The sequence below is a fragment of the Streptomyces sp. NBC_00310 genome (assembly GCF_036208085.1).
In the GTDB taxonomy this organism is placed as follows: domain Bacteria; phylum Actinomycetota; class Actinomycetes; order Streptomycetales; family Streptomycetaceae; genus Streptomyces.
The window spans coordinates 3,913,561-3,927,831 of record NZ_CP130714.1 but is presented as its reverse complement, the minus strand read 5'-3'; the positions used below and the strand labels follow the sequence as shown (position 1 = coordinate 3,927,831).

Annotated in this window: 15 protein-coding genes and 2 tRNA genes; 14 read left to right on the top strand and 3 right to left on the bottom strand. The window is 70.6% G+C overall.

Features of this window, described 5'->3' with window-relative positions; genetic code table 11:
* Positions 1–93: 93 nt before the first annotated feature.
* From OG202_RS17245 to OG202_RS17230, 4 genes are all read left to right on the top strand, one after another.
* Positions 94–561 (top strand): hypothetical protein, encoded by a 468-nt coding sequence (locus OG202_RS17245; protein ID WP_326585828.1) that lies wholly within the window; start codon positions 94–96, stop codon positions 559–561.
* Positions 562–646: 85 nt separating this feature from the next.
* A complete protein-coding gene (locus OG202_RS17240; RefSeq protein WP_326582826.1) occupies positions 647–1,933 on the top strand; it encodes a glutamate-5-semialdehyde dehydrogenase in 1,287 nt (428 codons plus the stop codon).
* 122 nt (positions 1,934–2,055) lie between these two features.
* Positions 2,056–2,652, top strand: a complete 597-nt coding sequence (locus OG202_RS17235) for an SCO2584 family spore wall biosynthesis protein (RefSeq protein ID WP_327729728.1) — start codon at positions 2,056–2,058, stop codon at positions 2,650–2,652.
* A 122-nt stretch (positions 2,653–2,774) separates the two neighbouring features.
* On the top strand, positions 2,775–3,845 hold the full coding sequence (locus OG202_RS17230) for an SCO2583 family membrane protein (protein ID WP_326582828.1): 1,071 nt from the start codon (positions 2,775–2,777) through the stop codon (positions 3,843–3,845).
* A gap of 340 nt (positions 3,846–4,185) precedes the next feature.
* Here OG202_RS17230 and OG202_RS17225 read toward each other — a convergent pair whose 3' ends face one another.
* Positions 4,186–5,316, bottom strand: a complete 1,131-nt coding sequence (locus OG202_RS17225; protein WP_326582829.1) for a M48 family metallopeptidase — start codon at positions 5,314–5,316, stop codon at positions 4,186–4,188.
* Between the two features lie 98 nt (positions 5,317–5,414).
* On the opposite strand from OG202_RS17225, the gene OG202_RS17220 reads away from it, so the two are divergent.
* The 10 genes from OG202_RS17220 (at position 5,415) to OG202_RS17175 (ending at position 10,881) form a co-directional block, all read left to right on the top strand.
* On the top strand, positions 5,415–5,585 hold the full coding sequence (locus OG202_RS17220) for a hypothetical protein (protein WP_326582830.1): 171 nt from the start codon (positions 5,415–5,417) through the stop codon (positions 5,583–5,585).
* A 176-nt stretch (positions 5,586–5,761) separates the two neighbouring features.
* Complete coding sequence (locus OG202_RS17215) at positions 5,762–5,929, top strand: hypothetical protein (protein WP_189781409.1); 168 nt, start codon at positions 5,762–5,764, stop codon at positions 5,927–5,929.
* A gap of 58 nt (positions 5,930–5,987) precedes the next feature.
* Positions 5,988–6,698 carry a nicotinate-nucleotide adenylyltransferase gene (gene nadD / locus OG202_RS17210; RefSeq protein WP_326582831.1) on the top strand — a complete coding sequence of 237 codons (711 nt, stop codon included), beginning with the start codon at positions 5,988–5,990 and terminating at the stop codon, positions 6,696–6,698.
* 16 nt (positions 6,699–6,714) lie between these two features.
* Positions 6,715–8,472: an LCP family protein gene (locus OG202_RS17205; RefSeq protein WP_328223057.1), complete on the top strand. Its 1,758-nt coding sequence runs from the start codon at positions 6,715–6,717 to the stop codon at positions 8,470–8,472.
* 152 nt (positions 8,473–8,624) lie between these two features.
* Positions 8,625–9,071 (top strand): ribosome silencing factor, encoded by a 447-nt coding sequence (gene rsfS / locus OG202_RS17200; protein ID WP_326582833.1) that lies wholly within the window; start codon positions 8,625–8,627, stop codon positions 9,069–9,071.
* A complete protein-coding gene (locus OG202_RS17195) occupies positions 9,068–9,736 on the top strand; it encodes a histidine phosphatase family protein (protein WP_326582834.1) in 669 nt (222 codons plus the stop codon). Before rsfS ends, OG202_RS17195 begins: the two co-directional genes overlap by 4 nt.
* Before the next feature lie 122 nt (positions 9,737–9,858).
* Positions 9,859–9,931, top strand: a tRNA-Ala gene (locus OG202_RS17190).
* Positions 9,932–10,156: 225 nt separating this feature from the next.
* On the top strand, positions 10,157–10,327 hold the full coding sequence (locus OG202_RS17185; RefSeq protein ID WP_326582835.1) for a hypothetical protein: 171 nt from the start codon (positions 10,157–10,159) through the stop codon (positions 10,325–10,327).
* Between the two features lie 3 nt (positions 10,328–10,330).
* Positions 10,331–10,564: a hypothetical protein gene (locus OG202_RS17180; protein ID WP_005479297.1), complete on the top strand. Its 234-nt coding sequence runs from the start codon at positions 10,331–10,333 to the stop codon at positions 10,562–10,564.
* A 244-nt stretch (positions 10,565–10,808) separates the two neighbouring features.
* Positions 10,809–10,881: transfer RNA gene (locus tag OG202_RS17175), tRNA-Ala, on the top strand.
* 151 nt (positions 10,882–11,032) lie between these two features.
* On the opposite strand, the gene OG202_RS17170 is transcribed toward OG202_RS17175, so the two are convergent.
* Both OG202_RS17170 and OG202_RS17165 read right to left on the bottom strand, forming a co-directional pair.
* On the bottom strand, positions 11,033–12,649 hold the full coding sequence (locus OG202_RS17170; RefSeq protein ID WP_326582836.1) for an NADH-ubiquinone oxidoreductase-F iron-sulfur binding region domain-containing protein: 1,617 nt from the start codon (positions 12,647–12,649) through the stop codon (positions 11,033–11,035).
* The gene (locus OG202_RS17165) at positions 12,646–14,037 is read right to left on the bottom strand and encodes a cytochrome b/b6 domain-containing protein (protein WP_326582837.1); all 1,392 of its coding nucleotides are present in this window, start codon (positions 14,035–14,037) and stop codon (positions 12,646–12,648) included. The genes OG202_RS17170 and OG202_RS17165 overlap by 4 nt, the downstream gene beginning before the upstream one ends.
* Positions 14,038–14,271: the final 234 nt, after the last annotated feature.

Below are 14,271 nucleotides of genomic sequence, written 5' to 3'. Positions count from 1 at the left end.
AAGCCCCTGAGCCTGCTCAACTTTGTCCCAGGGAGATTCCGCACGACCTATTGCGAAGCACGAATCGTTGCGAAGGAGGCCGTCGTGAGACGAGTGCGCCCCGGGGCCGCGGCGTCCCGTGGTGGTGGTACCTCCCGTGCGGCCGGCGAGGAGCGGACGCTCACCAGCGTCGCCGCCTCGGACACGTACGAGAGCGACAGCGCCGAGAAGCCACAGGACCTGCCCCGGCTGTGGCACGTCACGCTGAGCGTCTCCGGCCCCGAGGCCCCCCTCAAGGAGGTGCGGCGCGGCCTCGAACAGCTCGCCCACGACCACCCCTTTCTGCTGACCAGCCGCTATGCCCACGACCACGCCGAGATCCGCTACTGGGAAGAGGCCCGCGACCTCCACGACGCCGCCGCCGTCGCCCTGCGCCTGTGGGGCGAGCACCGCCGGACGGCCGGGCTGCCGCCCTGGGAGATCGTCGGCCTGGAGGTCATCGACCGCCAGACGTACCACCTGCGCCTCGCCGAGGGATTCGGGCCGCCCCCGGCCACGCCTGTGGGAGTCCACCCCTTCTGACCGTCCCGCCGGGAGCCCCGCGGGGTGTGTCTCGCGCTGTGGAACAGCCGGTGAACGCCGCCACCGGGCGCACTACCCTTTCTCCATGACCTCGCTCTCGCCGTACGACTCCATGACGCCGGTCGCTCGGGCCGCCTACCGTGCCAAGGCCGCCGCCGCCGACCTCGCGCCGCTCCCGCGCGCAGACAAGGACGACGCGCTGCTCGCCATCGCCGACGCGCTGGAAGTCCGTACGAGCGAAATCGTCGAGGCCAACGCCAAGGACATCGAGCGGGCCCGTGAGGCCGGCACCAGCGAGTCGATCGTCGACCGGCTGACGCTGACCCCGGAGCGGGTCCGCGCGATCGCCGCCGACGTCCGTGACGTGGCAGCGCTGCCCGACCCGGTCGGCGAGGTCGTGCGCGGCTCCACCCTCCCGAACGGCATCGACCTGCGCCAGGTCCGCGTCCCGCTCGGTGTCGTCGGCATCATCTACGAGGCCCGCCCGAACGTGACCGTGGACGCCGCCGCCCTCTGCCTGAAGTCCGGCAACGCGGTCCTGCTGCGCGGCTCGTCCTCCGCCCACGAGTCCAACACCGCCCTCGTACGGGTCCTGCGGGACGCCGTCGGCGGCGCGGGCCTGCCCGCCGACTCCATCCAGCTCGTCCCCGGCGAGGGCCGCGAGTCCGTACGCGAGCTGATGCGTGCCCGGGGCCTGGTCGACGTGCTCATCCCGCGCGGCGGCGCCTCCCTGATCCGCACGGTCGTCGAGGAGTCCATCGTCCCGGTGATCGAGACCGGCACGGGCAACTGCCACGTCTACGTCGACGCCAACGCCGACCTCGACACGGCGGTCGAGATCCTGATCAACTCCAAGGCCCACCGCGTCAGCGTCTGCAACGCCGCCGAGACCCTCCTCGTCCACCAGGACATCGCCCCCGAGTTCCTGCCCCGCGCCCTCGACGCGCTCGCCGACGCCGGGGTCACGGTCCACGCCGACGAGCGTGTCCTCGCGTTCGCCAAGGAGAGCCGGGCCACGGTCGTGGAGGCCACCACGGAGGACTGGGAGACCGAGTACCTGTCGTACGACATCGCCGCGGCCGTCGTGGACTCGCTCGACCGGGCCGTGGAGCACATCCGGCTCTGGAGCTCCGGCCACACCGAGGCGATCGTGACGACCTCCCAGCAGGCCGCCCGCCGCTTCACCCAGCTGGTCGACTCCACGACGGTCGCCGTCAACGCCTCGACCCGCTTCACCGACGGCGGTCAGTTCGGTTTCGGCGCCGAGATCGGCATCTCCACCCAGAAGCTGCACGCCCGGGGCCCGATGGGCCTGCCCGAGCTGACCAGCACGAAGTACATCGTCACGGGCGACGGACACATCCGCCGCTGACCGGGCGGGCCTTTCGGTGGGGCGCCGGCCCGTTCCCGCGAACAGGCCGGCGACCAGCTGGCGCAACGGATGAATTTCCTTACCGTCTGCCCAAATTGACCACCCCGGTCTACTCTGGATCCGTGCCGGAGGACGTGGGGGGCACGCCGTTCCCTGACGGCTGGGAGCCCGACGACGACCGCGACCGCGGGGGTATGGACGAAGAGTTCGCCTCCGTGGTCTTCGACGAGGACTTCGTACGGGCGGCCGTGGTCCACGAGCCGACCGCGATCGAACGTCTGCTCGCAGCGGCGGAGGCCCGTGCCGCGGCCCAGGAGGCCGAAGCCCGCCGGGCGCATTCCAGAGGCGCACGCGGCGACGACGACCGTTACGACGACGGCTTCGGCACGGACGGTCTCGATTTCGGCCGCGGTCGCGATGACGACCTGGACGACACCGAGATCCTGGAGGGCCGCTACGGCGCCGACGGGGCCTACGGCAGGCCGTACGGCAAGCAGACCCGCTGGCACCGGCCCGTCGCCTGGATCCTCGCCCTCGTGATGGGCATCGGCATGGTCGCGCTGGCCTTCACCGCGGTCTACCGGGGTGCCTCCTCCGGCCGCGACGAACTCCCGCTCCCGCCGACCACCAGCGGCGTCGAACAGGGCACCCGGACGGGCCCCTCCGCCTCCGCGGACTACTCCCAGCCGGCGGTGTCGGCGGACCCCCGCACCCCCTGAAACGGCCGCGCGCGGCCCCCGGCAGGCGGTTCGACAGCTCTTCGCGAACCTGGTGAGGACCTGTCAGAACTTGTCGTGTACCGCCGCGTTTACCGAGGCCCTGGGAGACCTACTCTCATTGTATGGGCGGGCCAGGAAACCCACCTGAGGGGACTCCCGAGGGCGCCCCCGGCGGTGGAGAGGACGAATACCGATCCGTCGTCTTCGACGAATCGTTCGTCCGCGCTGCCCGTCTCCAGGAATTCTCCGCCCAGGAGCGCCTCTCCGACCACGCCCCGGCCGTGCGCCGCCGCCCGCCCACGCGTCGTGGCTTCTCCCGGCAGGCCATGGTCCTCGTCCTGCTGATCGCCCTCGCCTTCGGCACCGCGATCTACATGGGCGTCCGCCATCCGTACGACAGCCCGGCCGCGAAGCCCACCGAACCGCTCCGGATGACGGTGATCCCGCTGTCCCCGCAGTCCGCGGTGCCCGGCGCCGAGGAGCCGGAGACGCTGTACGCGCACAGTCCGGCCGCCCAGTTCCGGATCGGCGCCGAGGGCATCACGATGCCGGCCACCCGGCGCACCGAGCACTTCACCGACAGTCAGGTCGTCTCCGCGCTGACCATCGCCAAGGAGTACCTGGTCGCCTCCGCGCTCGACCCGGAGGTGCTCGGCGGCACCACCGTCCAGCCCGTGCGCCGGCTGCTCGACTCGGAGCAGCTCGACCAGTTCCAGCAGAGTTTCGATCATCCGGCGGCGGACGGGCGGCACGCCCCCACCGGCTGGCTGGTCCGCTTCGACCCGTCCCGCGCGGAACTCGCCGACCGCAAGATCCGCGTCCAGGGCACCCTCCAGGCCGCCGAGTTCGACTCCGGCACCCTGGAGGTCGTCGCCGCCCACACCCTCGTGTACGCGCTGCGACCGCCGGGTGACAGGGCCGACGCCGAGGCCTCGCTGTTCACCGTCCGGCGCGAGCTGCACTTCCGCTTCGACCAGGACGACCTGCGCACCCACCAGGTCGAGGTCGTCGTCTCCTACGTCCAGGCCGGGCCGCTGGCCTGCGCCGACGACGCCACCAACCATCTGCGCCCCCTGCTCGCCGGCCAGACCGCCAAGGCGGGCGGCCCGTCCGCCGGCACCGACCCGTACGGCACCGGCGCCGCCACGGCCCTGTGCGGCTCCCTCGCGGAGAGTGCGCAGCCGAAGGTGTGAGGGAGGCGCGGTGTCGGGCCCCTGGGCCGGTGATACACCGCACCACTGCCCTGTGGAGCTGCCCTGGCCATGGTGATGACCCACGTCGATGTCGCCGCCGGTCACTCGCCGTCGCGCATGCGGCGGGGGACTTCCGGCCGGAGGCGCGATGCGCGGGCCGCTCGGCGGCGCCGGAGCGCGAGCCGCCGCCCCCGCCGCGGCGCTCGGCCGGGCCTCTGCCCGAGCGGCCGGGGCTCGGGTCCCCGGCCCCGGCCGCGGCGCTCGACGCGAGAAAGCGCCCGGTTCGAAGGCGGACCTTCGGGGCCGGGCGCTTTCTCGCGTCAGTGACCGTCGCCGTGCGTCACTCGTCGTCCCGGCGCCTGTCCTCCTGGGCGGTGTCGGTGCCACCGCCCTGGCCCGGGTCGGTGTCGGTGCCCGAGCCGTTGCTGCCGCCCGCGAAGCCGCCGAAGCCGCGCCGGACCCGGCCGCCGAGGTCGCCCGCGCCGCCCGCGATGTCGGTGACCAGCTTCATCAGCGGGTCCTTGGAGTTCTTGACACTGCTCGTGTAGTGCGTGGCCGACTCGCGGAAGGAGTCGGTCACCGAGGTGTCCTTGTCCTCGCTGCGCCGCGGGTAGTGCCCGTCCATGATCCGCTGGAAGTCGCGGGACTCGGCCCACTTCTTCAGCTCGGCCGCGCGCACGGTGGTGAAGGGGTGCGAGCGGGGCAGCACGTTCAGGATCTTGAGGACGGAGTCGCGCAGGTCGCCCCCGGCCTCGTACTCCTCGGCCTGCGCGAGGAACGCGTCCACGTTCATCTCGTGCAGGTGGTTGCCGCCCGCGATCTTCATCAGACCGCGCATCGACGCCTGGACGTCCTGGCCGACCAGAAGGCCCGCGCGGTCCGCGGACAGCTCCGACTTGCGGAACCACTCGCGCAGCGCGGTCACGATCGCCATGATCGCGAGGTTCCCCAGCGGGATCCAGGCGACCTTCAGGGCGAGGCTCGTCAGGAAGAGCAGTATCGTCCGGTACACCGAGTGGCCGGAGAGCGCGTGGCCCACCTCGTGCCCGATGACGGCCCGCATCTCCTCCTCGTCGAGCAGCTCGACGAGCCCGGTGGTCACGACGATGATCGGCTCGTCCAGGCCGATGCACATCGCGTTCGGCTGCGGGTCCTGGTTCACGTACATCGGCGGGACCTTCTCCAGGTCCAGGATGTAACACGCGTCCCGCAGCATGGTGTTGAGGTGGGCGAACTGCTGGTCCGAGACCCGTACGGAGTCGGACAGGAACAGCAGCCTGAGGCTGCGTTCCGGCAGCAGGCCGCTGAGCGCCTTGAACACCGTGTCGAAGCCGCTGAGCTTGCGCAGCGCCACCAGCGCCGAGCGGTCCGCGGGGTGTTCGTACGCCCGGGAGGAGATCCCCTCGAAGCGCCTGCGCTGCCTGCTCGGCACGTTCTCGTGCCCGTTCTGCTCGTGGCTGTCGTCCGGCATGTTTCCCCCATGCTCTGTTTGCCCATGTTGCCCCCGAAGCGGGGTCCAGCCTAGGCGGAGTTACCGTGGCAGGGCATCAACCGTAAGGAGCGATCTCCATGGGACATCTCCCGCACCTGCCGGCATCCGCCTGGCTCACCGAGGCCGCGGACACCGCCGCGAAGGAACAGGGAGCCGGCAACCTGCTGCGTGTGGTGCTGATCGTGATGGTCCTGGGCTCCGTCCTGATGGCGTGGTTCCTGCTGCGGGGGTACAAGCGGAACGAATGACGCCCGCCGACGGGAAGGACGTACGGCGCGCGCGAACGGTTGCTCGTACGCGAAGTACGCGCTCGGCGGCGCCCCCGTTCACTCCCGGGCGGAGTCGACGTGATCGCGGCGGAGGCTCCCGCTTACGATGGGCGGGTCTTCATCCCGATCCCACCACCGGATAGGTCACGCCGACGATGAGCTTCCACAGCACCGCTGCCGACTTGGTCACTTTCGCCGCCGAGGGCGGCGGGGAGCACGGCGGCAACCACGAGAGCCTGAGCCCCTACCTGACCGGCGGCGGAGCCTTCTTCGCCCTGATGCTGCTGCTGTGGATCACCACCCGCTTCAACCGCGATCGCTAATCCGCGCAAAAGGACGTTCGAACGGTGCGCGTCGGCCGGGCCGGTAGGCTCTCCACGCATGGGAGAGCAGGAAGTGCCTACCGGTCCGGAGCACGACAAGACGGCGGACCAGGCGCACGACACCACGGACGGCCGGTCCGACAGTGCCTCCGGCGCACCGGGAAACCGTCCGTCGGAGCCAGGCCGGCGCCGTCTCGGCGTCATGGGCGGAACGTTCGACCCGATCCACCACGGGCACCTCGTGGCGGCCCAGGAGGTCGCCGCGCAGTTCGGTCTCGACGAGGTCGTGTTCGTGCCGACCGGCCAGCCGTGGCAGAAGTCCCACCAGTCGGTCTCGGCGGCCGAGGACCGCTATCTGATGACGGTCATCGCGACGGCCGAGAACCCCCACTTCTCGGTGAGCCGCATCGACATCGACCGCAAGGGCCTCACCTACACCATCGACACCCTGCGGGAACTGCACGAGCTCAACCCGGAGTCGGACCTCTTCTTCATCACCGGCGCCGACGCCCTCGGCCAGATCCTCACCTGGCGCGACGCCGAGGAACTCTTCTCCCTCGCGCACTTCATCGGGGTCACCCGTCCGGGGCACACCCTGGCCGACCCGGGCCTGCCCGCAGGCGGGGTCTCGCTGGTCGAGGTCCCGGCGCTGGCCATCTCCTCCACAGACTGCCGTGCGAGAGTCGCCAAGGGCGATCCCGTCTGGTACCTGGTGCCGGACGGCGTGGTGCGCTACATCGACAAGCGGCAGCTGTACCGCGGCGAGTGAGCCGAGAGGGGCACCGGTGAACGACCGATACGACGCCACCTACGGGGGCGACCAGCAGTACGAACTCGTCGGCTACGACGAGTACGGACAGCCGGTGTACCGGCAGGCACCCGCCCAGCAGGTGCCTCAGCAACAGGCGTACGACCCCTACGGGACGCAAGCGCCCCAGGGGTACGGCCAGGGCTACGGCTACGACCCGTACGCGACCGGGCATGCCCAGCAGCAGCACACCCAGGGGTACGGCACGGGCTACGACACCGGCCAGCAGGCACCGGGGCCCGCCTACGACCCGTACGACCCCTACGGGCAGACGGCGGTCACCGGACGGCAGGCCCCCGTCGCCGAGCAGACCGCCTACATCCCGCAGCAGTCGGCACCGCCGCAGACCACCGAGGAGAGCGGACCCCGCCCCGGGGACGCCTTCCCGGAGCAGGACCCCGCCGAACGGGATTACCGGACCGAGCAGTTCGCCTTCGTCGAGGATCCCGACGGTGACTCCGAGGACGTCATCGACTGGCTGAACTTCACCGAGAACCGCACCGAGCGCCGCGAGGAGGCCAAGCGGCGGGCCAAGAGCCGGATGATCGCCCTGGTGGTGGCCCTCGCCCTGGTCGCCGTCGGCGGCGTCGGCTACATGGGGTGGGCGGGCATGCTGCCCGGCTCGCCCTCGGACGGGCAGACCGGCACCACGACCTCGGCGGCCGCCCAGAAGCGGGACGTGGTCGTCGTCCACCTGCACGACACCAGGAAGGGCGGCACCTCCACGGCGCTGCTGGTGAACAACGCCACCACCGAGCAGGGCGCCACCGTCCTCATCCCCAACGCCCTCGCCCTGACCGGGGACGACGGCACCACGACGACCCTCGCCAAGTCCGTCGACGACGACGGCTCCTCCGGCACCCGCGACGCGCTCGACACCGTCCTCGGCACCGACATCGAGGGCACCTGGCGGCTGGACACCCCGTACCTGAACAACCTCGTCGGACTCGTCGGCAACATCGACGTCGACACGAACACGGACGTGCCCGACCCCGAGGCCGAGAAGAAGGGCGCGGCGCCCCTGGTCACCAAGGGCAAGCAGCAGACCCTCAGCGGGAAGATGGCCGTCGCCTACGCCACGTACCGGGCCTCCGGCGAGTCGCAGGACGCGCAACTGGAGCGGTTCGGGCAGGTCATGCAGGGCGTGCTGCGCAAGCTGTCCTCCGACGCGCAGGCCGCCACCGTCACCGTGCAGACGCTGGCCCAGATCCTCGACCCCTCGCTCAGCGACGAGGACCTCGGCGCGTTCCTCGCCAAGCTCGCCGACCACGCCAAGGGCGGCGACTACAAGTCCGAGCTGCTGCCCGTCCAGCAGGACGGCACCCTCAGCGCCGAGGACTCCGACAGTGTGGTCAAGGACCTGCTCGGCGGCGCCGCGAAGAGCCCCGACGCCGGGGACGCCGTCCGGGTCGGCATCCGCAACGCCACCGGCCAGAAGGACGCCACCGAACAGGCCCGCGTGGTCGTCCTCAACGGCGGCTACACCTTCCTCGACGCGGGCACCACCGCCACCGCCCAGGCCACCTCCCGGGTCACCTACTCCGACGCGGCCCGCAAACAGGACGCCATCGAGGTCGCCAAGACCCTCAGCCTCCCGACCGGCGCCGTGAAGAAGGGCGAGACCACCTCCAACGCCGACGTCTCCGTCGTACTCGGCCAGAACTACGAGACGACGAGCACGACGGGGGAGACCGGGACGACGGGAACCACGGGAACCACGGGAACCACGGGCTGATCGGACCGGCATGATCAGCGATCAGGCCCCTGAGCCGCCGCATCGGCGCCGCTCCGGGGCCTGATCGATTAACACGTGGGGCGGTGTCGGTGGGCCGTGAGACCCTTGGGGTAGCCCGTGAGGGTTCCTGACCGACGACCGAAAGCCGTGAAGTGACCGCCACCGACCGCTCTCTCGAGCTCATCACCACCGCCGCGCAAGCGGCCGCCGACAAGCTCGCGCACGACGTCATCGCGTACGACGTCAGCGATGTGCTGTCCATCACGGACGCATTCCTGCTCGCCTCCGCGCCCAACGACCGCCAGGTCAAGTCGATCGTCGACGAGATCGAGGAGCGCCTGAACAAGGAGCTCGGCGCCAAGCCGGTCCGCCGCGAGGGCGACCGCGAGGCCCGCTGGGTGCTGCTGGACTACGTCGACATCGTCGTGCACGTCCAGCACAGCGAGGAGCGGGTCTTCTACGCCCTGGAGCGGCTCTGGAAGGACTGCCCCGAGCTGGAGCTGCCCGCCGACGCCAAGGCCACCCGGGGCAAGGGCGCCGAGCACGCCAAGCTGCGGGCCGCCGAGGAAGCCGCCGAGCTGGGCGAGGAGGTGCGGTGAGCGCGGGTACCGACACCGTCGATCGCAAGGGCCGGGGCCGCCGCCTCATCCTGTGGCGGCACGGCCAGACCTCGTGGAACGTGGAGCGCCGCTTCCAGGGCACCACGGACGTCGAGCTGACCGAGACGGGCCTCGGCCAGGCCCGCCGTGCCGCCCGGCTGCTCGCCTCCCTCAAGCCCGACGCGATCGTCGCCTCCGACCTCCGGCGCGCCGCGAACACGGCCGCCGAGCTGGCCGAGCTCACCGGCCTGGAGGTCAGCCACGACGAGAGCCTGCGCGAGACCTACGCGGGCGTCTGGCAGGGGCTCACCCACGACGAGATCATCGCCCGGCACGGTGAGGAGTACGCCGCGTGGAAGCGCGGCGAGCCGATCCGCCGGGGTGGCGGTGAGCTGGAGACCGAGGTCGCCGACCGTGCCGCCCCCGTGGTGCTGCGGCACGCCGATAAGCTTCCGGAGAACGGCACCCTCGTGGTCGCCAGCCACGGCGGCACCATCCGCACCACCATCGGGCGTCTCCTCGGCCTCGAGCCCCACCACTGGGAGAGCCTCGGCGGTCTCTCCAACTGCTGCTGGTCCGTCCTCGGAGAGGGCGCCCGCGGCTGGCGGCTCCTGGAGCACAACGCCGGCACGCTGCCCGAGCCGGTGCTCGGCGACGACGACTGAGCCCGTAAGACGACTGAGCCCGTAAGAGGCCTGGTCACGCGGTCCGCGGCCCGGATTTCACTTTCCGGCTGGTCGCAGGCTAAAGTTCTTCTTGTTCGCCCCGCCGAGTGGGAAGAACGCAAGGGGCTATAGCTCAGTTGGTAGAGCGCCTGCATGGCATGCAGGAGGTCAGGAGTTCAATTCTCCTTAGCTCCACAGATCGGTACAGAAGATCCCGTTCCCGCGAGGGAGCGGGATTTTTCGTGTGTGACCTGCGTCCCTTCTTGAGCACACGCCGTCCTGGAGGCGTATACCTCTGCGGACGGCCTTCTTTCCCGCCGCTTGCCCGGACTGGTACGAAGGCGTCGCTGACCGTATTGGTCCGGCCGTGGCAGAATCAAACGGCCGGAAGGGGGCGCGGCCCGACGGGAGGGAGAAGCGATGCCTGCGAGCATCCGCGGGAAGGTCCACGACCTTCCCGCAGCGGTGGTGATGCGGAGCAAGACCACCCTCCTCTGCCCTTCCTGCGGCTCGCTCCACGTTGCCCAAGTCCTCGGTGACAACGGAGGGATCTCCTACGTGTGCACGGCCTGCGGCCACAGCTGGAGCTGATCGATGGGTGCACACAGGAGGAAGTGCGACTGGTGCGGCAGCGGCACGCCCATCGTCCGCGACATGGAGCCTGTCAACGCCGACTACCAGTACTGGTGCGAGGAATGCGCCAGGGCGCTGATCATAAAAGGCGACCCGATCGAGACGTACCGAGAGCTGGAGGGGGAGCCGATCTATGGCCGGCTCCTCGAAGAGCACTGCACACTCAAGCGCTTCTACTCGTTCGTGACGGCTTGAGCGTCAACTCGGCGCCGTACCCCGCCACCGCCCGCCGTCGGCCCGCCACGGGCGCCACAGCGCCCTCGTGAGGGCCGTCGGCGGCGGGGTCGTGAACGGCGGGTGGGCGGTGGGCGGTTCGGAATCCGACATCAGTCATCGATCCACCCATAATCCGCACCCGCCGGAAACGATTTGGTGGTGCGCGCGAGGGACCGGTAATGTTGGCGTCGTCGCCAGGGAGACCGGGCGGACAACACGGCAAGGGGCTATAGCTCAGTTGGTAGAGCGCCTGCATGGCATGCAGGAGGTCAGGAGTTCAATTCTCCTTAGCTCCACAGAAAAGACCCCGTCCAAGTGGACGGGGTCTTCGCGTTGTTGGCGGTCACGGCGACAGCGACCGACCGGCGACAGTGACCGGCGACGGCGGAGCGGGGAAGGGCGGGCCACCCCCTTCGGGGTGGCCCGCCCTTCGGCGTACGCGTGGTCTCAGCGACCGCTGCCCAGGGCCCGGCGGCCGCGGCCCTGCGAGAGGACCGGGAGGTTCCGGGACGGGGCGGCGGCGCGGTTGTCCTCCTCCAGACGCAGGGCGAGCGCCGGGCAGCGGCGCACCGCGCGCAGGGCCTTGGCCTCGGCGTACTGGGGGACCTTCGCCTGGGCGACGGTGGGGAAGCCGTCGGCGCCGAGCTGGAAGACCTCGGGGAGGATGTCGGCGCACAGGCCGTGGCCCCGGCAGAGCGTCCAGTCGACGAAGATCTTCTGGCGGCTGGCGCCGTTCTCCTCCTCGCCGGCGCCGCCCGGGATGCCGGTCGGCATCCTGCCGCCCTCGAAGAGCGGCAGCACGCCTTCGACGGGACGGCCGCAGCCGTTGCCGAGGACATGCGCGGCGAGGTCGTCCGTGAACGCCTTGATGGTCGATTCCAGGAACATGGCGGAGCCGTCGGGGTGCGAGCACGCGCCGCGCCGCTTCACGTTCTTCGCGACCTGCTTGAGGGCCTCCAGGGCGGCGGGACCACCGCCGTTGAGGATGTCCTCCATACCGCGCGCGGCGGCCGGCAGACCGAGATAGCAGGGACCGCACTGTCCCGCGCTCTCCTCGGCGAGCCACTTGGCCACCTGGAGCGACTCGCCGAGCGGGCAGGTGTCCTGGCTGATGGGCAGGATCGCGCCCGCGCCGAGCGCACCGCCCACCGCGTCCAGCGAGTTGCGCGAGACGACGGCCTCGTTGACCGTCGCCGCGTCGATCCACTTGCCGTGGTAGCCGCCGGTCAGCACGCCCTGCGGGACCGGCGGCGCGCCGGCGAGCTGCAGGATGTAGCGCAGCGGCACACCGGTGGGAGCCTCGATCACCATGGGGCGGGCGACCGCGCCGGAGACGGTGAGCATGACGGTGCCCGGCTCGTCGTACAGACCGGTGTTGCCGTACCGCTCGGAGCCGATGCGGGCGCCGATGGCGAGTTGGGCGAAGGTCTCGGCGTTGGAGAGCAGGGTCGGCGCGCCGCCGACTCCGCTCTTGGACGCGCTGGTCTTGCGGCCCGGCGGGATGGGCGGGCCGCCGTCGATGGAGCGGATCAGCGAGCCCGCGGCGCCGGTGACCATACGGACCGGGTTGCGCTGCACGCTCGCGCGGATGGCGGCACCGCGCCGGTTGCTCAGCCCGCGCTCGGAGAGGGCCGCCTCCATCGAGCGCTGGGTGGATTCACGTGTCACCCCGATGACGAGCTGGCGGGCGCCCAGGGCTTCGGCGACCAGCAGGGCGCCGTCCAGGATGAGGTGCGGGGCACGGTTGATCAGCACCGTGTCCTTGCGGCAGGCGGGTTCGTCCTCACTGCCGTTGACGACCACGACGGGCCGGATGCCGCGCTTGATCGCCGACTCGGCGACCGACCGCAGTTTCTTGTGGAACGGGAAGCCCGCGCCGCCCCTGCCCTTGAGGTTGATCCGTTCAGACAGCTGGGCGAGCTGTTCCCCGCCCATGGGTTCGAGCGGACCGTGCACCTTCAGGTGCATGGGGAGGTCGAGTCTCTCGACGAGATCGAAGCCCGACGTGAGCTGGGGGAGCCCCACCACACGGACTTCGGGGACGTCGGGAAGGGCCTCGTTCACTTAAATCCTCCGGAAGGCGCGTTCCAGGGTTCGCCTGAGCCCGGCTGGTTGTAATCCTCGTAGCCGGGCAGCGTTTCAGTGGCGGGACCGCTGTTGTACGTGTCGTTCGGGTTGTACGTGCCGTAGGGGGCGTTCGTCTCAGCCGTTCCGTAGGAAGTTTCGGAAACCCCCGTGTTGTACGTCTCGCCCGGGTACGCCTGGCCCGGGTACGCCTGCCCCTGGTACGTCTGCCCGCCCAACGGCTGCCCGGCGAAGGTGTCCTGCATCGGGTCGTACGACGACGGGGGTGCCTCGCCGACCGGCGGCGGGGACGGAGCCGGCCAACGCGTGCCCGTACCGGCGCCGTCGTCCATGCGGGGCATGGCCTGCGTGGGCTGCATGTCCAGCGGCTGCTGCTGGGTCAGGTAGGGCGCCGTGGGCTCCTGGGCGCGGGGGGTCATCGACACCGCGCGGTAGGCGGCCGCGAAGCCGGGGCCGCTGTCGGCCGAGGCGGCGGCGCGCTGCGGGGGAACCAGCGGATCGCCCAGCGGGGGCTGGCTCTGCCCACCGCCGAAGCCGGGCAGCGGGAACTGGCCGGTGTCGCGCATCTGGTCGCGCTGTCCGCCTTCGCGCCGACCGCCCTCACGCCGGCCGCCGGGCTCGTCGAAGCCCTGCAGGGCCGAACGGGACTTCACGAGCTCGTCGACCTCGGGAGGCCGCTGTCCGTCGGTGCCCAGGATCGCGGAGATGCGCTCGACCACCTGGCGCTTGACCGGGCGCGGCGCGGCGCGCAGCAGCAGGGCGGCGGCGACGGCGACCAGGCCTGCGGAGTAGAGGATCACGAAGATCGGCTTCGCTTCGCGACCCGCGTAGAGTCCGTGCACCAGCGCGAAACACCAGGCCGGGTAGGCCATCATGTGCATCGCCCGCCAGCGCGCCGCGACCGGCGCGGGGGAGGCGAAGTTGCTGCGCAGCGCACCGGTGATCGCGACGAAGATCATCATGGACCCGGCGGTCGCACCGAAACCGATGAGCGCGCCCGACCCCGTCACGCCGAGGGCGAAGGGGAACAGGGCGATCGCGGAGACGTGGTTCAGCGCCAGCTTGACCGAGACATGCAGCACGAGGAACGCGACCGCGGCGATGGCGGTCGTCCGGTGGACGGCCTGGCCGATGATCCGCTGGCGCACGGTGAGCAGGGTCCGGTCCTGGGCGACGAGCCCCCAGAGCACCGAGCAGGTCAGCGAGACGAGCGAGAGAACGCCTGCGCCGAAGTCGAGGAACTCCCGGTACGCGTCACCTCCGACCAGCACACTTACGGGTATCAGCAGCAGAGCGGCAGCCGTGGCTATCCCGTAGGCCGAGCGGCCTGTCTGGGGTAGCGAGCTGTTACTGCGACGAGGGTTCATGGGGGCAACTCCGAACAGTTCGGGAAAGCGGTCCCGTCGTCGAACTGTAAGTGGTGCCAATACCGGGCGGTACGGGGTTTGAGTTATTGCGTTGTTATCAAGGGTCAATCTCACATCGGTGATGCCCCTTAGTGGTTGTTACGCGAAGTAAGTTTTGAATAAAGTTCAACTTTTTTGGCCGGATCCCGTGGCTGACACGCCGCTGCTCTCTGTCCGTCAGCGGTCCGTCGGCGG

What these genes read in the sequence shown, in the direction of transcription:
- OG202_RS17240 (WP_326582826.1), top strand. Translation starts at nt 647, where the DNA reads ATGACCTCGCTCTCGCCGTACGACTCCATGACGCCGGTCGCTCGGGCC.
- OG202_RS17230 (WP_326582828.1), top strand. Translation starts at nt 2,775, where the DNA reads ATGGGCGGGCCAGGAAACCCACCTGAGGGGACTCCCGAGGGCGCCCCC.
- OG202_RS17225 (WP_326582829.1), bottom strand. Translation starts at nt 5,316, where the DNA reads ATGCCGGACGACAGCCACGAGCAGAACGGGCACGAGAACGTGCCGAGC.
- OG202_RS17220 (WP_326582830.1), top strand. Translation starts at nt 5,415, where the DNA reads ATGGGACATCTCCCGCACCTGCCGGCATCCGCCTGGCTCACCGAGGCC.
- OG202_RS17215 (WP_189781409.1), top strand. Translation starts at nt 5,762, where the DNA reads ATGAGCTTCCACAGCACCGCTGCCGACTTGGTCACTTTCGCCGCCGAG.
- nadD (WP_326582831.1), top strand. Translation starts at nt 5,988, where the DNA reads ATGGGAGAGCAGGAAGTGCCTACCGGTCCGGAGCACGACAAGACGGCG.
- OG202_RS17185 (WP_326582835.1), top strand. Translation starts at nt 10,157, where the DNA reads ATGCCTGCGAGCATCCGCGGGAAGGTCCACGACCTTCCCGCAGCGGTG.
- OG202_RS17180 (WP_005479297.1), top strand. Translation starts at nt 10,331, where the DNA reads ATGGGTGCACACAGGAGGAAGTGCGACTGGTGCGGCAGCGGCACGCCC.
- OG202_RS17165 (WP_326582837.1), bottom strand. Translation starts at nt 14,037, where the DNA reads ATGAACCCTCGTCGCAGTAACAGCTCGCTACCCCAGACAGGCCGCTCG.